This window comes from Sulfitobacter sp. M05, from assembly GCF_029285175.1.
Classification (GTDB): domain Bacteria; phylum Pseudomonadota; class Alphaproteobacteria; order Rhodobacterales; family Rhodobacteraceae; genus Sulfitobacter.
This window is the reverse complement of the sequence record NZ_JABEDH010000003.1, coordinates 180384-201766: the sequence shown is the minus strand read 5'-3', so window position 1 is coordinate 201766 and position 21383 is coordinate 180384. Positions and strand designations below refer to the sequence as shown.

The following is a 21383-nucleotide window of genomic DNA, read 5'->3' as shown; positions in this document are numbered from 1 at the left end:
CCTCTTCCTTATGCTTAGCTATTCAGAATACGGCACCGCCAGCGCCGATACCCCGTCCCTGATCATCGTCCACGGCCTCTATGGGTCGGGCCGCAATTGGGGCGTGATTGCCAAACGCCTGTCCGACACCCGCCATGTCATCACACCAGACATGCGCAACCACGGCAGCAGCCCGCGCGCACCCAGCCAAAGCTATCCAGACATGGCCCAGGATATTGCAGAGCTGATCAACCACTTCGGTGGTCCGGTCGATCTTCTCGGCCACTCAATGGGTGGCAAAACCGCAATGGCCCTTGCCCTCACACAGCCCGCATTGATCAACCGCCTGATCATCGCCGACATCGCCCCCGTGCGCTATGGCCATACCCAACAGGGGATGATCGACGCCATGCGCACCGTCGATCTCGCCACACTCACCCGCCGCTCAGACGCTGAATCACAACTTGCCGCTGCCGGTATCGAACCCGCGCTGCAAAGCTTTTTCACCCAATCCCTAGATGTGCCTAACAAAGCATGGCGTCTCAACCTCGATGTTCTTGAGGCTGAAATGGACAAGATCATCGGTTGGCCAGATCAGATCACCGGCCCCTTCGATGGCCCCAGCTTCTTTCTCTCCGGCGGTGCAAGCGACTATGTCCTCCCAACGCACCGCGACAAAATCAAATCGCTTTTTCCAAACGCCCGCTTTGCCAAAATCTCCGATGCCGGCCACTGGCTTCACGCCGAAAAACCGCGTCCCTTCGAGGCATCTGTCCGGGCCTTCCTCGACGCCTGACAACCGAATCTCTAAAATTGCTGTGGCAAATCCCCGCGTCAGCTCCAGCCTTCTGCTCTTTTTGGCCTTAAATACTGCGGGGAGGCGCGCTTGCGCGGCGGGGCAGAGCCCCTTCTTTCCTGCTCCCCTCCCCAAACAACAGGGTTGCTCGCGTCTAAAAACGCCCTCTCGACACCGGAACAACCAAGCAGAACTTCGAACCCCCTTGCACCCAAACGCCCCATCCCTATAACGCGGTAAATTTGCTTATTTATGGGGGCTCCGATGCCAAAGCGTACCGACATCAAATCGATCATGATCATTGGTGCAGGCCCCATTGTGATCGGGCAGGCCTGCGAATTCGACTACTCCGGCGCTCAGGCCTGTAAGGCTCTGAAAGAAGAGGGGTATCGCGTCATCCTCGTGAACTCCAACCCGGCGACAATCATGACCGACCCCGGGCTGGCCGATGCCACCTACATCGAACCGATCACCCCCGAGATCGTCGCGAAAATCATCGAAAAAGAACGCCCCGACGCGCTTTTGCCGACCATGGGCGGGCAAACCGGCCTCAACACCTCTCTCGCACTTGAGGAAAACGGTGTTCTGGAGAAATTCAACGTCGAAATGATCGGGGCCAAGCGCGAAGCCATTGAGATGGCCGAAGACCGCAAACTGTTCCGCGACGCCATGGACCGCCTGGGCATTGAGAACCCGCGGGCAACCATCTGCACGGCACCGAAAGACACCGAGGGCAAGAAAGACCTTGCAGCAGGCGTCGCCATCGCATTGGAATCCCTCGAAGATATCGGCCTCCCGGCAATCATCCGCCCGGCCTTTACCATGGGCGGCACCGGCGGCGGCGTGGCGTATAACCGCGAGGATTACGAATTCTTCTGCCGCTCTGGCATGGATGCCTCACCGGTCGGGCAGATCCTGATCGACGAATCGCTTTTGGGTTGGAAAGAGTTCGAGATGGAGGTGGTGCGCGACACGGCAGATAACGCCATCATCGTCTGCGCCATCGAAAACGTCGACCCCATGGGCGTGCATACAGGTGATTCGATCACCGTCGCCCCGGCGCTGACCCTGACCGACAAAGAATACCAGATCATGCGCAACCACTCCATCGCGGTCCTGCGCGAGATCGGCGTGGAAACCGGCGGTTCAAACGTACAATGGGCCGTGAACCCTGCCGATGGCCGCATGGTCGTTATCGAAATGAACCCGCGCGTATCGCGCTCCTCTGCCCTGGCCTCCAAGGCGACCGGATTCCCCATCGCCAAAATCGCCGCAAAACTTGCTGTTGGCTTTACTCTGGACGAGCTGGACAATGACATCACCGGGGTTACGCCTGCGTCTTTCGAACCGACCATCGACTATGTCGTGACAAAAATCCCGAAATTCGCTTTCGAAAAATTCCCAGGCTCCGAACCTTACCTGACAACGGCGATGAAATCTGTGGGCGAGGCCATGTCGATTGGCCGCACGATCCACGAATCAATGCAAAAAGCACTGGCGAGCATGGAATCGGGCCTGACCGGTTTTGATGAAATCGAAATCCCCGGTGCCCCCGATAAGGCCGCCATCGTTTCTGCAATAAGTAAACAAACCCCCGACCGCCTGCGCACCATCGCTCAGGCCATGCGCCACGGGATGAGCAACGATGAAATCCACGGCGTCACCATGTTTGACCCTTGGTTCCTCGACCGCATCCGCGAAATCGTCGACGCCGAAGAAGGTGTGCGCAGCGCTGGTTTGCCACAGGACGAGGCCGGTATGCGCCACCTCAAGATGATGGGCTTTACCGACGCCCGCCTTGCCACCCTGACCGGTCAATCCGAATCCGCAGTGCGCGACTTGCGCATCGCGGCCGGCGTCACAGCCGTGTTCAAACGCATCGACACTTGCGCTGCCGAGTTCGAGGCCCAGACCCCTTATATGTATTCCACCTATGAGGCCCCTATGATGGGCGAGGTCGAATGCGAAGCGCGCCCATCGGAGCGGCAAAAAGTCGTCATTCTTGGCGGTGGTCCCAACCGTATCGGTCAGGGCATCGAATTCGACTATTGCTGCTGCCACGCCTGCTATGCTCTCACCGATGCAGGCTATGAAACCATCATGGTCAACTGCAACCCCGAGACGGTTTCGACAGACTATGACACCTCCGACCGCCTCTATTTCGAGCCGCTCACCTTTGAACACGTCATGGAGATCCTGCGTGTCGAACAGGAAAACGGCACCTTGCACGGGGTGATCGTACAGTTTGGCGGCCAGACCCCACTGAAACTGGCCAATGCCCTGCAAGAAGCTGGCATTCCAATCCTCGGCACCACACCCGACGCGATTGATCTGGCCGAAGACCGCGAACGTTTCCAGCAGCTTGTCCAACAGCTTGGCCTGAAACAACCACATAACGGCATCGCCTCGACCGACGAAGAGGCATTGAAAATCGCCGAAGAAATCGGCTTCCCGCTGGTGATCCGCCCCTCCTACGTTCTGGGCGGCCGCGCCATGGAAATCGTGCGCGATATGGCACAGCTTGAACGCTATATCCGCGAGGCTGTGGTCGTCTCTGGTGACAGCCCTGTGTTGCTCGACAGCTATCTGTCCGGCGCGGTTGAACTTGACGTGGACGCGCTTTGTGATGGCAAGGACGTACATGTTGCCGGCATTATGCAGCACATCGAAGAGGCCGGCGTGCATTCTGGCGACAGCGCCTGTTCTCTGCCGCCTTATTCTCTGGACCAGTCGATCATCGACGAAGTTACCAAGCAAACCAAAGCTTTGGCGCTTGCTCTTAACGTCGTTGGCCTGATGAACATCCAGTTCGCTGTGAAAGATGGCGAGGTCTATTTGATCGAGGTGAACCCACGCGCCTCGCGCACCGTGCCCTTTGTTGCCAAGGCCACCGACAGTGCCATTGCCAGCATCGCCGCCCGTATCATGGCTGGCGAGCCGCTCAGCACCTTCCCGCTGCGCGCCGCCTACCCCGAGCAATCGGCCTATTCCGACACATTGCCCTTGGGCGATCCGATGACCCTGGCCAACCCTGATATGCCGTGGTTCTCGGTCAAAGAGGCCGTGTTGCCTTTCGCCCGTTTCCCCGGGGTCGACACATTGCTTGGTCCTGAAATGCGCTCCACCGGCGAGGTCATGGGCTGGGACCGCGACTTCCCGCGCGCCTTCCTCAAGGCACAGATGGGGGCCGGCACGCAGCTGCCACGCGGCGGTTGTGCCTTCCTTTCGATCAAAGAGATGGACAAGACAGCCGAAATGCTGGAAGCGGCACAAATCCTTGTTGCACAAGGATTTAGCATTGTCGCGACCCGTGGCACAGCAAGCTGGCTTGCCGCGCAAGACATCCCCTGCCAGACCGTGAACAAGGTCTATGAAGGGCGCCCAGACATCACCGATATGATGAAAGACGAAGAAATTCATCTGGTGTTGAACACAACCGAGGGCGCGCAGGCGGTCGAGGACAGCAAGTCGATCCGGTCTATCGCGTTGTTCGACAAGATCCCCTACTACACCACAGCCGCAGGTGCCTATGCCGCCGCATTGGCCATCAAGGCGCAAGCCGAAGACGAAATTGGCGTAAAATCCCTTCAGGGCTGAAGGCAACCGGAGCCCCCCGTGTCAAACGGGGGGCATCCTAAAGCGCCTGATACATGCTGATTAGTTTAGTCAGTCGTTTAGACAGTGTTCCGCCGATGACCGACGCCAGCTGCGCATCGCGCAACTCCATGTCTCCACCGGCAAGAGCAGGTTTCAAAAGCCGCTCAAAGGAAACCCATTTACTATCAATCTGTCCCAGCGTGATCTTGATCTTGATATTGGGCGCTTTGTGCAGACCAAGCGCCGCGTCGCCTTTGATCAACGCCGCATTTATGGAGGTGAACAACGCCATATTCTGGGTGATCTGCGCTGCCGTATCTTTCGCGCCAATTGACAGGCGCATATGACAGAAATCCTTTAATATCTCTTCAAGCAACGCATTTTGTTGATGCAGCAGCCGGACCGCATTTTGCACCGCTGCGGATTGTCCCCCAGCAGATGGGCCCATTTCTGATAGTGCGGCATGCATCCCCTCCGCGATCATGGCCGGACGCGACAGGATAAGGGCCACGGGCACCGCATGGATGTCGCCTGCTGCCACCTGCTGCGCTGACTGGGTCAGGCCGCGCGAAACCTTTGCCACCTCGCTCAGCGCAGCGCGTTCCGGCCCCGCCGCCATTGGCACAAGGCCAATGGACGGGTCGCCCTCAATGATCGCCGCCATGACCAGATTAAACGCCACCGCATTGTCGACGGTCGCATCCGAATGCAGCTGCGAATCCGCACCCGACATGACCATACAAGCCGATTTGCCAATCCGCTGGGTCCGCTGAAGCTGTTCAAACAAGAGGGTCTGGCGGATCGCAATATGATCTTGGGCCGCGACCGGTTCAAAACCGCAGACAAGCAGAAATAGCGCCAATGTAATCCGCAGCATATATCAGCCTCAAATCAATCTGATGGCGCAGCATGTCATGGATGTCTTAATTCTTCCTGACTGAAACCTGCCCCGCAGTCCCCCTTGCAGAGCCCCGGCGCGCGGGTCTATTCTCCCTCAACTCAAGAGGTTCGCATGTATAAACCAGCCATCACCGGCACCGGTGTTTTCACCCCCTCCGAAATCATCACCAACGCAGAGCTTGTTGTCGCCTTCAACGCCTATGTTGATCTCTACAATGCCGAAAACGCCGCCGCGATCAAAGCAGGCGACATGCCGGAAAAGGCGCACTCCTCGGAGGAATTCATCTTCAAGGCCAGTGGCATTGAACAACGCTATGTGATGGATAAGACCGGCATTCTTGACCCCACAATCATGCATCCGGTCCTGCGCCAACGCAGCGACGATGAACCCGGCGTGATGGCCGAAATGGCACTGGACGCAGCACAAAAGGCTCTGGCGCAGGCGGGCAAGACCGCCGCCGATGTCGACGCGGTGATCTGTGCCGCCTCAAATCTGGAACGAGCCTATCCTGCCGTTGCGATTGAAATTCAGGATCTGTTGAAAATCAACGGCTTCGCCTTCGACATGAATGTGGCCTGCTCCTCTGCAACCTTCGGCATTCAGGCCGCTGCTGACATGGTGCGCAGCGGCTCAATCCGCAGCGCGCTGGTGGTTAACCCCGAGATTTGTTCAGCCCACCTTGAATGGCGGGATCGTGACTGCCATTTCATTTTCGGTGATGTCGCAACCGCCACCCTGATTGAACGGACCGAAGACGCGGCAGGCCCCTATTTCGAAATTAAATCAACCCGTTGCGCAACGGATTTCTCCAACAACATTCGCAACAATAACGGGTTCCTGCGCCGCTCTCGCCCGGATGGTCTGGCCGACCGGCGCGACATGCAGTTCATGCAGAACGGGCGTAAGGTGTTCAAGGAAGTCTTGCCCATGGTCGCCGATCACATTGCCGGTCATATGGCCGACAATGACGTGCAGGCCAGTGATCTCAAACGGCTCTGGCTGCATCAGGCCAATAAATCAATGAACGATTTCATCGGCCGCAAAGTGTTGGGCCGCCCGCCTGAGAACGGCGAGCAACCCAATATCCTGCAAGACTACGCCAATACCTCTTCGGCGGGGTCGATCATCGCATTCTCCAAACATTCCAGTGACATGAAAGACGGCGATACCGGTCTAATCTGTTCCTTCGGCGCGGGGTATTCTGTTGGGTCGGTCATCGTCGAAAAACACGGCTAACCGTCTCAGTCGGCCTTTTTCGACACACGCTTATGCACTTCGTCCACGGATTCGACCCGTTCGGAATAGCGGTCCACCAGATAGCCGGCGCGCCCGCGCACCATCCATGTGAACTTGACCAGTTCCTCCATCACGTCGACGATCCGCGCATAAAACGGCCCCTCCGGCAGACGCCCCTCGCTGTTGAATTCCAGCCAGGCTTTCGGAATGCTGGACTGGTTGGGGATCGTCACCATCCGCATCCAGCGTCCCAGAATGCGCATCTGGTTCACCGCGTTAAAGGACTGTGACCCGCCGCTCACCTGCATCACCGCCAGCGTCTTGCCCTGTGTCGGACGGATGCCGCCCTGCAAGGACAGCGGCAACCAGTCGATCTGGCACTTCATAATCCCCGTCATCGCGCCGTGACGCTCGGGACTGGACCACACCATGCCTTCCGCCCAGACGGCCAGCTCGCGCAACTCCACTACCTTTGGATGGTCCGGCTCTGCGCTATCGGGCAAAGGCAGCCCTGCGGGATCGAACATCCGCGTTTCGCACCCCAGATACTCAAGTATCTGCGCCGCCTCTTCTGCCGCCTTGCGAGAGTAACTCGTCTCCCGCAGCGACCCGTACAAAAGCAAAATCCGTGGCTTGTGCCCGGGGTCATCCGATGCCTTCAGCGCATCAACATCAATTTTCGGCAGTTGGCTTGCGTTCAGCGAAGGAAGGGAATCAGTCACTTTCGTCCTCAAGGTTCAGTTTCATATCAACCAGAACCTGTTGCAGCATGGTTGTCTCTTTCAACAGCCGCTTGGCCTCGTTGACGCTGATCTTGCCGTCTTCCATCGACTGCTGGTATTCGGCCATCAGCATCGCAAAACGCTGGGACAACGCGATCACATCGGAATTCACCCCCCCCTTGCGCGGGGCATTGTCACGCCGGTCCTCAAAATTCAGGCCGATCCCCTTCAGCTCCGCCAAAGCAGCGGTGACATGGGGGTAACTGGAAACCTGTTCAAGCTGGGCAACTGCATCAATCGGCATAAATCGATCGGAATGTTCGTCATTGTCAGAGTAATACCGCCCCAACGTCGCCTTCGACTTTCCGGTTACGTCGCACGCGGGCTCAATACCCACATCTTTAACCAAGGCTTCGGTGTGTTTCTTTAAATAGCTGCCGATATTGGCCATATGTCCTGTTCCCCAAACATCTATGACAAGCCCCCGGTCCGCACTGCGGGGGAATGCCTCTTGGCTTTTCCCATTAATTTATGGGGCCGTAAATGGCATTTACCAACCATCCCGTCCTCGTGGCGGGACTTCATGAGTACCCAGACCCACAAGTCGGGGTGTTTACGGGTTCGCATGCCCCCCTGTTCGGACTGCTCCGCACGGCAGATCGGACCTTACGGGGTATGCGGGCTCGTACAGCTCTTCCTCACACTCTGCCCTTCGCAGTTGCCTTGAACACGTCACAGCTTTTGTCGTAACAGGCCGCCATGGCAAAACTCTATTTTCACTACTCCACGATGAACGCCGGCAAATCGACGGTGCTGTTGCAGGCCGCGCATAACTATGTCGAACGCGGCATGGTGCCTTATCTGTTGACCGCGCAATTCGATGGCCGCGCCGGCGAGGGGCGCATCGCATCAAGGATCGGCATCGGCGAAGAGGCCGATACCTACGGCCCCGGAGAAGACCTGTTTGCCAAGCTGAAACAACGCCTTAGCGAAGGCCCCTGCGCCTGCGTCTTTGTCGACGAGGCCCAGTTTCTGGAGACCGAACAGGTCTGGCAACTGGCGCGGGTTGTGGACGACCTGCATGTGCCGATCATGTGCTTCGGCCTGCGTGTCGATTTTCGCGGGGAACTTTTCCCCGGATCGGCCACCCTGCTCGCCCTCGCTGACGAAATGCGCGAAGTCCGCACAATCTGCCATTGCGGCAAGAAGGCCACGATGGTTGTGCGGATGGATGCCAAGGGTGTCGCCATGAAAGACGGCGCACAGGTTCAGATCGGCGGCAATGAAACCTATGTGTCCCTGTGCCGCCGCCACTGGCGCGAGGCCGTGGGCGACAGCGCCTGACAGTCAAGCGACGACAACCGAAGAAAAAACAACTACCGCTTTGAGAAAATGCAATCTGCCGGTACTTTTACCGACATACTCAAATGATGCATTTTCAAAAAAAGGGGAGGCTGACGATGGACGTCAAGCCAAAGAAGCCCGAACCAAAGCAGTTTGCGAAGTTGAAAGATCTGGATACCGCTGTCGCCAAATCAAAAGACACCCCCGCAGATACCAAAGCACTGGAAACGGCTCGCAAGGACATAGACACCGCAACCGCGGCTTTGGCCAGCGCAATGGACAAACAGCACAAGGCCTTTACCAAAGCCTTCCAGCGTTTTCCCGATGTCACCAAATCCCCCGCACCTGCCGGCCCGGTGCCAATCCCCTATCCCGTCTTCGGAAAGCTTGAAAAAGAGATCAAGGACAGTTCGAAACGCGTCGCCGGCGCGTTGAAAAAACAGGAACAGGCACAGAAGAAACTGGTCAAAGTGATCGACCAACAGATCAAGGTCCTGAAACCCATGGCCAAATCTTCCCACAGCGCCGTGGCGTCAACGATGAAAGGCCTCATCGACGCGAAAAGCGCCGGCAAATCCCAATGGGTCGCCTGTTGCACAACGGTGAAACTTGAAGGCAAACGCATCACCCGTTTCCTTGATCTGGCAGCGCAACACAGCGACAAGAACAACTAAAGCGTCCCGCCTTTAACCTGAGCCATCATATATCGCTTTTCGCGTTCGACCAACCGGGCCAAATTTTACTCAACACGCTATAAGGTTTTGCGCCCAGAGCCTAATGCATCCGCCCGCCAGTTGGCACATCCTGATCCGGCGACAGCAACACAATCGCTCCCTCCTTATCCGGCACGCCCAAGACCAGCACTTCGGACATAAACGGCCCAATCTGGCGCGGCGGGAAGTTCACCACCGCCATCACCTGCTTGCCAACCAAACCCTGCGGATCGTAATGCGCGGTGATCTGCGCGGACGTCTTGCGTTCGCCAATCTCCGGCCCGAAATCCAGCCAAAGCTTGATCGCCGGCTTGCGCGCTTCGGGAAAAGGCTCCGCACGGATCACAGTGCCCACGCGAATATCCACCTTCATGAAATCATCAAATTCAATTTCAGCCATTGGCCAACTCCCGCGACCGGTCCGCTGCGGCCTTGACCGCACGGCGCAACAGAGCGGGGAACCCTTCCGCCTCGTCCATCAAGACCTCCAGCGCCGCCTGTGTGGTGCCATTGGGCGAGGTCACATTGACCCGCAGTTGCGACGGGCTTTCCTCAGACTGCAACGCCAGCGCCCCTGCCCCCGCGACCGTAGCTTTGGCCAGTTGCAGAGCCAATTCTGCGGGCAAGCCTTCGGCTTCACCTGCCGCCGCCATCGTCTCGATCATGTGAAAAACATAGGCCGGGCCGGATCCGCTCACCCCGGTGACCGCGTCAATCTGCGTCTCTTCGCTCAAACGCACCACCTGACCGACCGCAATTAACAGGGTTTCCGCCTCATCCAATCCGGCAGATCCGGCCGCATCATTTGCAACAATCGCCGTGATGCCCTGTGAAATCGCCGCTGGCGTGTTGGGCATGGCCCGCACCACAGGGGTGCCCGCGCCAAGGGTTTCCTCGAAATAGCGGATTGTCGTGCCGGCTGCGACGCTGACAAAAACCGTGTCGCCACCACCCATCGCCTGCAAACTGGGCAATGCCTCGGCCATCATCTGGGGTTTGACCGCAACCAATACAATCGCCGGTTTTTCCGGCAGCGCTGCGTTCAAATGCACCCCGGTGCTGCGTAGCCAGTCAGACGGAAACGGATCGAGCACCCAAACCGAAGCGGCGGGCAACCCCCGTGCCAGCCATCCCGCCAGCATCGCCGACCCCATCTTGCCACAGCCCAAAAGCACAAGGCCCCGTTCGGCAATACGGCTGTCTTTCATCTCACATCCCCCGAGTTATTTCAGGGAAACTGTTACGCCCGCCCGTAGGCCTCTGCAATGGCGACCTGAAGCGCCTCTTTCGGCGAGGTGTCGCCCCAGACCTGCAACTGCAATGCCGGATAATACCGTTCGGCCGACATGACCGCCGCCCCGATCATGGTATCGATCTGTTCGGCATTGGCATCAACACCCCCAGCACAAACCAGGCCATAGCGGTAAACCATCAACTTTTGCTCGGCCCAATAGGTGAATGCGCCAGCCCAACATTGATCGTTCACATGGTTCAACAATTCGAACAACCCGCCCAACTTGTCGTCTGGCGGGTCCATCTCGAACGTACAAATCAGGCGCAAGGTCTCGTCAAACGCCGACCACGCAAGGGTGATGGCATAGGTGCGCCACTGCCCTTCCACAGACATCGCAATCTGCTCATCCGATATCCGGTCAAAGTCCCACTCATGATAGGCCGCCAGATTTTCGACAATATCAATCGGATGGATTTCTTCTTCAAGGTACTGCTCGGTCAGGGCCATTTCGACACCTCTGTTCGTTGTCCAAGCGCTGCCGCGTTTCACCGCACCAGACTTGGATGCCTCCACAACAGACCGTTGGTCACCCAACCGCCCATACCAGATATGGTGGGCATAGCAGCCACGTCTGGCAAGCCTTTTTCTGGGGATAACTGCAATATCTTGTGGAGAAAGCGACCCAAAGACCTGAAAACACCCATATATGGGGCGCAGGGGCCGATCTTCATCTTGCCCTTAAACTCAAAAGCAAGGGCAGATTGAAATGCTGCGGCACGCGAGAAAGCACCGCAGCGAGAGGATTTATCCCTTGGAGGCGTCCAACGCATCCAGACGCGCCTTCAGCGCCTCGTTCTCTTCGCGGGCTTTTTGCGCCATGGCGCGCACCGCATCGAACTCTTCGCGGGTGACAAAATCGCGATCCGCCAACCAGCGGTCCATCATCCCCTTCAGGGCATTTTCGGCTTCATCCTTGGCACCTTGGGCCACGCCCATTGCATTTGTCATCATCTGGGACATGTCGTCGAAAAACTTGTTACGGGTTTGCATTTGGGCCTCCGGGCGTTGCTTGTCCCCTATATGGGGTGTCGTGCCCGCTCAGGCAAGGTTGACATCCCGTGACAGACCGTCTCAATCACCGCCATGAATGCAATGCTCCAATTCCCCAACATCTCGCCCGAGATTTTTTCCGTTACCCTGTTTGGCGTCGATTTCGCCCTGCGCTGGTACGCGCTGGCCTATATCGTCGGCATCCTGCTGGGATGGCGACTGGTTGTCAGTGCCGCCCGCACCCCGCGCCTGTGGCACAATGACCAACCGGTAATGACCCCCGGCAAGATCGAAGATCTGCTGTTCTGGGTCATCCTCGGTGTGATCCTTGGCGGGCGGCTGGGGTATGTCCTGTTCTACCAATTCGACTACTACCTCTCTAACCCGCTGCGCGTGCTGCAACTCTGGGAGGGGGGCATGTCGTTTCACGGCGGGGCCATCGGGGTCATCGTCGCAGCGTTCTTCTTTACCAAACGTTACCGGCTGAACACCCTGTCGGTTGGCGATCTTGTGGCGCTTGGCCTTGCCCCCGGCCTGTTTCTGGGACGCATTGCCAACTTCATCAATGCCGAACTCTGGGGCCGGCCAACGGATCTGCCTTGGGGCGTCGCCTTTCCCACTCAGGCCGCCCAATACTGCCCGGATGTGGCCGGCATCTGCGCCCGCCACCCCTCACAACTCTATGAGGCCCTGCTGGAAGGTCTGGTTCTCGGCCTTGTGCTGATATGGATGGCCTGGCGCAAAGGGGCCTTTAAACGCCCCGGCCTACTGATGGGCGTCTTCCTCGCCGGCTACGGTGCCGCGCGTTTTGCCGTTGAATTTTTCCGCCAGCCGGACGCACAGTTTATTTCTCCGGGCAACCCGCTGGGTCTCGCGCTTCACAGCGGCGGCTATGGGCTGACCATGGGCCAGCTGTTGTGCATCCCCATGGTGCTGGTCGGTGTGTTCTTTATCCTGCGGGCCCGCCGCACGACATGACCCTGACGGCACATATAAAAGCCCGGATCGCCGCGCAGGGGCCGATGCGGATCGACGAATATATGACCACCTGCCTGTTGCATCCGACAATGGGCTATTACACCACCCGCGACCCCTTTGGCGCGGCAGGTGATTTCATCACCGCCCCCGAAATCAGTCAGATGTTTGGCGAGGTGCTGGGCCTGTGCATCGCCCAGACGTGGCTGGACCAAGGGGCCCCTACCCCGTTTACACTGGCCGAATTGGGACCGGGGCGCGGGACCTTGATGGCGGATGCCCTGCGCGCCTGTCGCAACGTGCCCGGCTTTATCGAGGCCGCAGAAATCACCCTCGTCGAGGCCTCCCCCACCCTGCGTGCAATCCAGACCGAAACTCTGGCCGGCCATAGGGTGACCTTTGCCGATGACCTTGAAGCTCTGCCCGAGCAGCCCCTGTTCCTGATCGCCAATGAATTTTTCGACGCCCTGCCGATCCGTCAATTCCTGCGCGACGGCAGCGGCTGGCGCGAACGTCAGGTCGGCCTGCATGACGGCAGCCTGACTTTCGGTCTTGCCCCCGCTCAGGCCCAGCCCGCCTTGACCGCGCGGCTGGACACGACCCAAGACGGTGATCTGATCGAAAGCTGTGCCGCCATCGCCCCGGTGATGGATACAATCGCGGCCCGCATTGCGGCCCACGGCGGTGTCGCGCTGATCGTTGATTACGGTGGCTGGCAACACACCGGCGATACCTTGCAAGCCCTGCGGGACCATCAGAAAGTGCCGCCGCTGGGCACGCCCGGCGACGCCGACCTGACCGCACATGTGGATTTTGCCGCGCTGGCACAGGCCGGGGCCAGCTGCGCCCATTCTGCTCTTACCCCGCAGGGCGTTTTCCTTGAACGCCTTGGCATCACCCAACGGGCGCAAAACCTCGCCACCAAGTTAACCGGCGCTGCGCTGGAAACCCACATTGCCGCGCATCACAGGTTGACGCATCCCGAAGAAATGGGAAATCTGTTCAAGGTAATGGCACTCTACCCACAAGGAAGTGCCCCCCCGCCGGGAGTGGACCCATGACACTCGAAATATTGACCTCCGATCACCTTGGCAGTCTCCGCCATGGCTTTTTCACGCGACGCGGCGGAGCCTCCTCCGGCGTGTTCGAGGGACTGAACTGTGGTTACGGCAGCAGTGACCAGACAGATATCGTACATATCAACCGCGCCCGGGTGGCCGATGCCATGGGTGTGGCGGCGGATCATCTGGTCGGGGTGCATCAGGTTCATTCCGCCACTGTGGTCGAGGTCACCGGCCCGCTGCCGGACAAACCCAAGGCCGACGCCATGGTGACCCGCACCCCCGGTGTTGCCTTGTCAGTGCTCTCCGCGGATTGCCAGCCGGTGCTGTTCGCCGACAAACACGCGGGTGTCATCGGTGCGGCACATGCCGGATGGCGCGGCGCGCTGGACGGCGTCCTTGAGGCAACCATCGACGGGATGCAGCGCTTGGGCGCGGACCGCCAGAATATCACAGCGGTAATCGGCCCCTGCATCAGCCAAGGTGCCTATGAAGTCGGCCCGGAGTTCTTTGAGGGCTTTCTGGCCGAAGACACGAGCTTTGACCGGTTCTTTGCCCAAGGCACCGGTGACAGGTTGTTGTTTGATTTGCCCGGCTTCGGGCTCAGCCGCCTGCGCGGAGCGGGTGTGGGCGTGGCGGAATGGACCCGCCATTGCACCTATGCTGATGCCCGCCGCTTTTATTCCTACCGCCGCGCCACCCATGCAAAAGACGCCGACTATGGCCGGCTGATCGCCGCCATCACGTTGTAGAACTTGGCATAATTGGGGCAGAGATTGCCCCGTCACCGCCCGATTGAGCGTGCTAAAGCTGGAAACAATCCCCGCTTTCCTTCGTGATTGATCACAACCCAGCCCCTTACAGCCATAAAAACAGGGCGCGCGACGAATTAAGGCAACCCTGTCACAAACTGGCCCGAAATTTTTCGAGGTTTTTCAGAAAAACTGCATCGTTGCCAAAAACCGGCCTGATTGCACCGTCATATTGATCCTCAAGCAAAGGGCAACCAAGCCCGCAAACAAGAGATCGAGGATTGAGCCCATGAAAACCAACACACGTTTCATCAAAGGTGTCGTCGCAGCCGCAGCCAAAGAAGACACTGTCATGCCATGGGCCCGCGGCAAACGACGCAGCGCCTTTATCGCCAAACGAAGCACTGACAAGCCGGAACGCCGCAGCGCCTGAAGACAGTGCGTTCACCAAAGCTGCACCATTATCCCTCCTCCCATACGGCCTCCTCCAAGGTTTTGACGGGTTAACGAGTTCTTTGGTTACCCTCTAAAGCGCCCCGCCTTTAACCTGAGCCTAAGGCGTGACGCTCTAAGACGATATGCCCGCCCCGCCTGCGTTGATTCGCTGGCGGGGCATTGTTTTTGAATTTTTGACCGGAAATGTGGCACCCCCCCTCCCGATAGCGGAAACAGAATGGGCCAAGGCCGCCGAATTGGCGCGAAATCCGGGGCCAATGTTGTTCAAACTTTGACAATCAACCGCCAATAAGGTGTTTTAGTCTCCATCAAAGACGAAATGACATTGGTTATTTCCGTGCTTGTTGGTGGGGGCCAACACGGATGTGACAACCTGCTAAAAGGTGATCGCATGACACTGACTGCTGCTCTGGGCGCACGCCCAACCGCAAACGGTTTGAATTCACGAGGGTTCACCCCCTCTGCACGGGGGGTGTTGCCCACCACGAAAATGCCGATGCGCAGTTTCGAAGTGGCGGCGTTGCGCAGCGACGGATCACTTTACATCGGTCAGGACAAAGCGCCGGCTGTGCCCCTGTTCGAAAATGCGTTTTCCGCCTTTGCGCGCGGCACGCTGATCGCGACACCACAGGGTGACGTCGCCGTCGAGGATTTGCAGCCGGGTGATATGGTCAACACCTCAACGGGTGAGGCCGCCAAATTGATCTGGATCGGTTCAAGCAATTTTGTTCCGGCGGATGCAGGCCGGCGTACGCCCCTGCTGCGCATTATGGCCGATACCTTCGGGCAAGGCCGCCCCAGTTCCTTCCTTACTGTCGGTCCCGCCGCGCGTATTCTGCACACGCCGCATCACCTGCGGGCCGAGGCCGGCGAACAACAGTTGCTAACACCGGTCCGCGCCTTTCTGGATGGTGTAAACGTGATCGAGGTGGTCCCTCCAACACCCGTTCGTTTGTTCCACATCTGCCTTGAACGCCATGCTGCGATCCGTGTCGGCGGTATCGAAATGGAAACCTTTCACCCTGGCTCCAAAGCGATTCACGGTGTGGCACAGTCGTTGCGCGACAGGTTTCTGGCCATGTTCCCCCGGATCAGCCATGTTACCGACTTTGGCCCGCTGGCCCATCCGCGCGCGCCCGAACCGGCTCAGGCATCCGAAACCCGCCTCGCGGCCAATTAACCACCCTGCGCGCTTTTTGTCGCTCCCCTGAGTCTTGCCCTCAGGGGGCCACCTCAAGCCGCTTTTCCAATACGTCAAAGGGCACGCCTGGCTCATCCTTGGCGCAGCGGATCACCAGCGATGTCTTGACGCTTTCCACATTCGGAGTGGTCAACAAATCGCCGGTAAGGAAGGCCTGAAAAGACGACAGATCCGGGGCGACACATTTCAAAACGAAATCAACTTCCCCGTTCAGCATGTGGCACTCGCGCACCAAGGGCCACCCGCGACACTTCTGTTCAAAGGCGCTCAGATCCGCTTCGGCTTGCGAATGCAGGCCAACCATCGCAAATACCTGCACCTCAAATCCCAGCTCGCGCGCATCAACATCAGCGTGATAGCCGCGGATAAACCCTTGTTCTTCCAGCGTGCGCACCCGGCGCAAACAGGGCGGCGCAGAAATGCCGACCCGTTTGGCCAGTTCGACATTGGTCATCCGCCCATCGGATTGTAGCTCGGCCAGAATTTTCCGGTCAATCGGGTCAAGGCGTGAGCCTGTCATGGGGTTTCCTTCTTGAATTTGCGATTCTTATAGCAGGGGCGTCGCCAGTCGCAATAATATTACATTCAAGCGTAACAATCTTTCCATCATTCCCGTTTGACGCGGGGTTGTCCTCCCTCAGGGCTATCCAAATGCCGGCGCGTTGGGGGGTTTAAGATACCAGCGTGCAGGTCTATATCAGGCGGGCTGCAAATAATGTCTTCAGAGGTGCCAGATGGCCGATACACGCAAAACCAAGGTTCTGATCATCGGCTCCGGCCCCGCGGGATATACCGCCGCCGTCTATGCCAGCCGCGCCATGGTGGAACCTATTTTGGTACAGGGCATGGAGCCCGGCGGCCAGTTGACCACCACCACCGAAGTTGAAAACTGGCCCGGTGACACCGACGTGCAAGGCCCCGACCTGATGGTCCGCATGGAAGCCCACGCCAAAGCAATGGGCACGGAAATCATCGGCGACATCATCACCGATCTGGATCTGTCCAGCCGTCCGTTCCACGCCAAAGGCGACAGCGGCACCACCTATGTGGCCGACGCAGTGATCCTTGCCACCGGCGCGCGGGCCAAATGGCTGGGTCTTGAGACCGAGGAAAAGTTCAAAGGCTTCGGTGTCTCTGCCTGCGCCACCTGCGACGGCTTCTTTTATCGCGGCCAAGAGATCGTCGTGATCGGCGGCGGCAATACTGCTGTTGAAGAGGCACTGTTCCTAACCAATTTCGCCTCAAAGGTCACACTGATCCACCGGCGCGACGAATTGCGCGCGGAACGCATCCTGATTGACCGGTTGGAAAAGAACCCCAAGATCGAGCCACTGTGGTTCCACGAGCTGGACGAAGTCTACGGCACCGACAACCCGCTGGGCGTCGAAGGGGTGAAAGTCAAACACACCAAAACCGGCGAGATCACCGACATCCCCTGCAAAGGCGTCTTTGTCGCGATCGGCCATGCCCCCGCCAACGAGCTGGTTAAGGATACGCTGGAAACCCACATGGGCGGCTATGTCGTGACAAAACCCGACAGCACCGAAACCTCGATCCCCGGTGTTTTTGCCGCGGGCGACCTGACCGACCACAAATACCGCCAGGCGGTGACCTCTGCCGGCATGGGCTGTATGGCCGCCCTCGAAGCCGAGCGTTTTCTGGCCGAAGTCGGCGATGAAACCGCCTAGGTCCTGATCCTAAAACCCCACACTGAAGGGGCGGCAATCTGAACCTCAGACTTGACGCCCCCACTCTCCTTGCGCAGTGCTAGAGGCAGGAGGGCACAAAATGAGCGATCTATGGCGTGGCAGTCTGGTCACGCGTTTGCGCATCATTAGCGGGCTGGTCCTGTTTACCTATGCGCTTTTCCACTTTCTCAACATCGGGCTTGGCCTGTTTTCACCGGTCTGGATGGACGCCATGCAGGACACCCGCCAGCTGGTAACCCGCAGCATCGCGGGTTCGATCTTGCTATATGGTGCTTTTGCCATCCACATCATCCTCGCTTTGGTCAAGCTGGCCCGGCGCGGCACCCTGCGTATGCCTCTGTGGGAGGCTGTGCAAATCGGCCTTGGCATTCTTATTCCGGTTCTGCTGGTCGCCCATCTGATCCACACCCGCACTGCCCATCAAGTCTACGGCGTCAACGACGAAATGGGCTATATCATGCTGCTGCTCTACAATACCGCAGACGGCTGGAAGCAAACCCTGCTGTTGCTGGTGGTCTGGACACACGGCTGCACGGGTCTGCATTTCTGGCTGCGCGGCAAGGCATGGTGGCGGCGCAACCTTCCCACACTCGCGGGGCTCGCCGCGCTGATACCCGCCTTTGCCCTCACCGGGTTTCTGGTGGAAGGGCGGCGCATCAAGGCCGAGTTTGCCGATCCGGCAGCCCGCGACGCACTGATCCAGCACTTCAACTTTCCCAACCGTGAAACTTTTGGCGAATTGATCAGTCTCACCGAACAGCTGCGCTGGTTCTTCGGGGCGGCGATGGCCGTTGTCGCACTGGCCTATCTGGTGAAATACATCCGGGCGCGGCGCAGGTCCGTCACAATCGGCTATGGCGGCGGCACCCGGATCACCGCGCCACGCGGGCTGACCCTGCTGGAAATGTCGCGCCTGCGCGGAGTGCCCCATGCCTCGCTTTGTGGCGGACGCGGGCGCTGTACCACCTGTCGCGTGGTGATCGAAGAAGGGCAAGAGTGGCTGCATCCCCCCAGCGAAGCCGAGGCCCGCAGCCTTGCCGCCGTCGGCGCGGAATCCCACACCCGACTGGCCTGCCAGATCAAACCAATTGAACCGATGACAGTGCTGCGCGTCTTTCAACCGGACGGACACAGCAAACATCGCGGCCACGCCAGTCAGGGCGAGGAAAAGGAACTGGCCCTGCTGTTTCTGGACATGCGCGGGTTCACCGCCCGCACCACCGGGCAACTGCCCTATGATGTGGTGTTCCTGCTGAACAGGTTCTTTGACGCCATCGTCCCAGCGATCAACGCACAGGGCGGCACGGTTGATAAATATCTGGGCGACGGCTTTCTTGCCGTATTCGAACTGCCTGACGCGCACAGTTCGGCGCAGGCAGCCCTGCGCGCCATTGAAGGCATTGCACAGGCATTGGCCGACTTTAACGCAACCCTCGCAAGCGAAGGCCAAAATCCCGTTGCCATCGGCATAGGTGCCCATCTGGGGGATGTCGTGCTGGGGGAAATCGGGGCCGCCGGTCAGGCCCCCCGTACCCTGATTGGCGACACCGTCAACACGGCCTCCCGCCTTGAAGGGGTGACCAAGGAACACAAAGTGCAGGCGTTCATCTCATTCCCCCTGCTGCGGGTCGCGGGACATAGGGTGGCCGAAGATCACATGCACGCCCTCACCCTGCGCGGCCTCAGCACACCCTTGCTGGCATGGCCCGTAATCGACGCCCGTGACCTCGCTGTACAACTGGCACGGTTTCCCCGCGATAAAGAGACATAGGTTCCAAAATGCCGCAAAACCCGCGACTTTCTCCTATTTTTATGGATATTGCCGCAGCATAGCTAGACTTTTGCCGCAATCACGCGGCATAGGGCGATCAATCAACCAGCGCAGTCTGAGGCAATAAACGAGAAAAACTATGAATATGCTGACAAATCTTGCTCCCATTCCAGAGCTATACGTATCCTACGAGTCCGCCCAAAAAATGAAAAACGAAGCGGCCGACCTTGTCAGCCACGATTTGACGCCACGCCAGATTTGCGATCTGGAGTTGCTGATGAACGGCGGGTTCAACCCGCTTAAGGGGTTCTTGTCCGAAGAAGACTACAACGGCGTTGTCGACAACATGCGGCTGGCCGATGGCACGCTTTGGCCCATGCCGATCACGCTGGATGTCTCCGAAGAGTTCGCCGCTTCGCTTGAGATCGGACAGGACATTGCCCTGCGCGATCAAGAGGGGGTGATCCTCGCCACCATGACCATCAGCGACAGCTGGACACCGAACAAAGCACATGAGGCTGAAAAGGTCTTTGGCGCGGATGACCCAGCCCACCCTGCGGTCAACTACCTGCACAATCAGGCCGGCAAAATCTACCTTGGTGGTCCGATCACCGGCATTCAGCAACCGGTGCATTATGATTTCCGAGGCCGCCGCGATACCCCGAACGAATTGCGCGCCTATTTCCGCAAACTTGGCTGGCGCAAGGTTGTCGCCTTCCAGACCCGCAACCCATTGCACCGCGCCCATCAGGAACTGACGTTCCGGGCCGCGCGCGAAGCACAGGCAAACCTGCTGATCCACCCTGTTGTCGGCATGACAAAACCCGGCGACGTCGATCACTTTACCCGCGTGCGCTGTTACGAGGCGGTGCTGGATCAATATCCACAGGCCACCACATCCATGTCCCTGCTGAACCTTGCCATGCGCATGGCCGGCCCCCGCGAGGCGGTCTGGCACGGGCTGATCCGCAAAAACCACGGCTGCACCCATTTCATCGTGGGCCGCGACCACGCAGGCCCCGGCAAAAACTCTGCCGGTGAGGATTTCTATGGCCCCTATGACGCACAAGACCTGTTCCGCGAACATCAGGAAGAAATGGGCATCGAAATGGTCGATTTCAAACACATGGTCTATGTGCAGGAACGCGCCCAATACGAACCCGCAGACGAGATTGCAGATAAGGAAAACGTGACCATCCTGAACATCTCGGGCACAGAATTGCGCCGTCGCTTGCAGGAAGGTCTGGAAATTCCCGAGTGGTTTTCTTTCCCCGAAGTGGTGCAGGAACTGCGCCGCACCCGCCCGCCGCGCAACAAACAGGGCTTTACGGTCTTTTTCACTGGCTTCTCCGGCTCGGGAAAATCCACTATTGCCAACGCCTTGATGGTCAAATTAATGGAAATGGGCGGGCGTCCTGTGACCTTGCTGGATGGCGATATCGTGCGCAAAAACCTCAGCTCCGAACTGGGCTTTAGCAAAGAACACCGCGATTTAAACATCCGCCGCATCGGTTATGTTGCGTCAGAGATCACCAAAAACGGCGGCATCGCCATCTGCGCGCCCATCGCCCCCTATGCCACCACACGCCGTGCGGTACGCGAAGACGTTGAAGACTTTGGTGCCTTTGTCGAGGTGCATGTCGCGACCAGCCTCGAAGAATGCGAACGCCGTGACCGCAAGGGCCTTTACAAGCTGGCACGGGAAGGCAAAATCAAAGAGTTCACAGGTATTTCAGACCCTTACGATGTTCCGCAAAACCCGGAACTCAGCGTTGAGACAGAAAACGTCGAAGTCGACAACTGCGCCCATCAGGTTCTGCTGAAGCTGGAAAGCATGGGACTTATCTCAGGGTAAACCAACCTGATCAGAGCAGTCCAAAGATGAA

Annotated in this window: 21 protein-coding genes; 13 read left to right on the top strand and 8 right to left on the bottom strand. The window is 58.5% G+C overall.

Annotated features, from left to right (window positions below; genetic code table 11):
• Positions 1–10 precede the first annotated feature (10 nt).
• Together HKX44_RS14705 and carB are read left to right on the top strand one after the other, a co-directional pair.
• Positions 11–775, top strand: coding sequence for an alpha/beta fold hydrolase (locus HKX44_RS14705; protein ID WP_276152116.1), 765 nt, complete (start codon positions 11–13; stop codon positions 773–775).
• A 264-nt stretch (positions 776–1039) separates the two neighbouring features.
• Positions 1040–4372 carry a carbamoyl-phosphate synthase large subunit gene (gene carB, locus HKX44_RS14700; protein WP_276152115.1) on the top strand — a complete coding sequence of 1111 codons (3333 nt, stop codon included), beginning with the start codon at positions 1040–1042 and terminating at the stop codon, positions 4370–4372.
• Between the two features lie 37 nt (positions 4373–4409).
• Here the strand turns inward: carB and HKX44_RS14695 are convergent, their stop codons facing one another.
• Entirely contained in the window at positions 4410–5249 is an 840-nt protein-coding gene (locus tag HKX44_RS14695; protein ID WP_276152114.1) for a hypothetical protein, read from the bottom strand.
• 135 nt (positions 5250–5384) lie between these two features.
• Between HKX44_RS14695 and HKX44_RS14690 the strand changes: the two genes are divergently transcribed.
• Complete coding sequence (locus tag HKX44_RS14690) at positions 5385–6509, top strand: beta-ketoacyl-ACP synthase III (RefSeq protein WP_276152113.1); 1125 nt, start codon at positions 5385–5387, stop codon at positions 6507–6509.
• Positions 6510–6514: 5 nt separating this feature from the next.
• Here the strand turns inward: HKX44_RS14690 and arsH are convergent, their stop codons facing one another.
• Positions 6515–7231: an arsenical resistance protein ArsH gene (gene arsH, locus HKX44_RS14685; protein WP_276152112.1), complete on the bottom strand. Its 717-nt coding sequence runs from the start codon at positions 7229–7231 to the stop codon at positions 6515–6517.
• The gene (locus HKX44_RS14680) at positions 7224–7682 is read right to left on the bottom strand and encodes a hypothetical protein (protein ID WP_276152111.1); all 459 of its coding nucleotides are present in this window, start codon (positions 7680–7682) and stop codon (positions 7224–7226) included. The genes arsH and HKX44_RS14680 overlap by 8 nt, the downstream gene beginning before the upstream one ends.
• A 308-nt stretch (positions 7683–7990) precedes the next feature.
• Between HKX44_RS14680 and HKX44_RS14675 the strand changes: the two genes are divergently transcribed.
• Together HKX44_RS14675 and HKX44_RS14670 are read left to right on the top strand one after the other, a co-directional pair.
• Entirely contained in the window at positions 7991–8575 is a 585-nt protein-coding gene (locus HKX44_RS14675; RefSeq protein WP_276152110.1) for a thymidine kinase, read from the top strand.
• A 116-nt stretch (positions 8576–8691) separates the two neighbouring features.
• Positions 8692–9249 carry a hypothetical protein gene (locus HKX44_RS14670; RefSeq protein WP_276152109.1) on the top strand — a complete coding sequence of 186 codons (558 nt, stop codon included), beginning with the start codon at positions 8692–8694 and terminating at the stop codon, positions 9247–9249.
• Between the two features lie 100 nt (positions 9250–9349).
• Here HKX44_RS14670 and HKX44_RS14665 read toward each other — a convergent pair whose 3' ends face one another.
• The 4 genes from HKX44_RS14665 to HKX44_RS14650 form a co-directional block, all read right to left on the bottom strand.
• Positions 9350–9688, bottom strand: a complete 339-nt coding sequence (locus HKX44_RS14665; protein ID WP_276152108.1) for a tRNA-binding protein — start codon at positions 9686–9688, stop codon at positions 9350–9352.
• Positions 9681–10496, bottom strand: coding sequence for a pyrroline-5-carboxylate reductase (gene proC / locus HKX44_RS14660; RefSeq protein ID WP_276152107.1), 816 nt, complete (start codon positions 10494–10496; stop codon positions 9681–9683). The genes HKX44_RS14665 and proC overlap by 8 nt, the downstream gene beginning before the upstream one ends.
• Positions 10497–10528: 32 nt before the next feature.
• Positions 10529–11029: a YbjN domain-containing protein gene (locus HKX44_RS14655; RefSeq protein WP_276152106.1), complete on the bottom strand. Its 501-nt coding sequence runs from the start codon at positions 11027–11029 to the stop codon at positions 10529–10531.
• Positions 11030–11326: 297 nt separating this feature from the next.
• Positions 11327–11572 (bottom strand): accessory factor UbiK family protein, encoded by a 246-nt coding sequence (locus HKX44_RS14650; RefSeq protein ID WP_276152105.1) that lies wholly within the window; start codon positions 11570–11572, stop codon positions 11327–11329.
• A 93-nt stretch (positions 11573–11665) separates the two neighbouring features.
• Here HKX44_RS14650 and lgt point away from each other — a divergent pair, with 93 nt between their 5' ends.
• The 5 genes from lgt to HKX44_RS14625 all read left to right on the top strand — a co-directional run bounded on the left by lgt (position 11666) and on the right by HKX44_RS14625 (position 15996).
• Positions 11666–12550 carry a prolipoprotein diacylglyceryl transferase gene (gene lgt / locus HKX44_RS14645; RefSeq protein ID WP_276152104.1) on the top strand — a complete coding sequence of 295 codons (885 nt, stop codon included), beginning with the start codon at positions 11666–11668 and terminating at the stop codon, positions 12548–12550.
• Positions 12547–13608: an SAM-dependent methyltransferase gene (locus HKX44_RS14640; RefSeq protein ID WP_276152103.1), complete on the top strand. Its 1062-nt coding sequence runs from the start codon at positions 12547–12549 to the stop codon at positions 13606–13608. The genes lgt and HKX44_RS14640 overlap by 4 nt, the downstream gene beginning before the upstream one ends.
• Entirely contained in the window at positions 13605–14360 is a 756-nt protein-coding gene (pgeF, locus tag HKX44_RS14635; protein ID WP_276152102.1) for a peptidoglycan editing factor PgeF, read from the top strand. Before HKX44_RS14640 ends, pgeF begins: the two co-directional genes overlap by 4 nt.
• 289 nt (positions 14361–14649) lie before the next feature.
• Complete coding sequence (locus HKX44_RS14630; RefSeq protein ID WP_276152101.1) at positions 14650–14793, top strand: hypothetical protein; 144 nt, start codon at positions 14650–14652, stop codon at positions 14791–14793.
• 414 nt (positions 14794–15207) lie between these two features.
• The gene (locus tag HKX44_RS14625) at positions 15208–15996 is read left to right on the top strand and encodes a Hint domain-containing protein (RefSeq protein ID WP_276152100.1); all 789 of its coding nucleotides are present in this window, start codon (positions 15208–15210) and stop codon (positions 15994–15996) included.
• A gap of 40 nt (positions 15997–16036) precedes the next feature.
• On the opposite strand, the gene HKX44_RS14620 is transcribed toward HKX44_RS14625, so the two are convergent.
• The gene (locus HKX44_RS14620) at positions 16037–16537 is read right to left on the bottom strand and encodes an Lrp/AsnC family transcriptional regulator (protein ID WP_276152099.1); all 501 of its coding nucleotides are present in this window, start codon (positions 16535–16537) and stop codon (positions 16037–16039) included.
• 214 nt (positions 16538–16751) lie between these two features.
• Between HKX44_RS14620 and trxB the strand changes: the two genes are divergently transcribed.
• The 3 genes from trxB to HKX44_RS14605 all read left to right on the top strand — a co-directional run bounded on the left by trxB (position 16752) and on the right by HKX44_RS14605 (position 21352).
• Positions 16752–17705, top strand: coding sequence for a thioredoxin-disulfide reductase (trxB, locus tag HKX44_RS14615; protein ID WP_276152098.1), 954 nt, complete (start codon positions 16752–16754; stop codon positions 17703–17705).
• A gap of 100 nt (positions 17706–17805) precedes the next feature.
• Positions 17806–19497 (top strand): adenylate/guanylate cyclase domain-containing protein, encoded by a 1692-nt coding sequence (locus HKX44_RS14610; RefSeq protein ID WP_276152097.1) that lies wholly within the window; start codon positions 17806–17808, stop codon positions 19495–19497.
• Positions 19498–19636: 139 nt separating this feature from the next.
• A complete protein-coding gene (locus HKX44_RS14605; protein ID WP_276152096.1) occupies positions 19637–21352 on the top strand; it encodes a bifunctional sulfate adenylyltransferase/adenylylsulfate kinase in 1716 nt (571 codons plus the stop codon).
• Positions 21353–21383 lie beyond the last annotated feature (31 nt).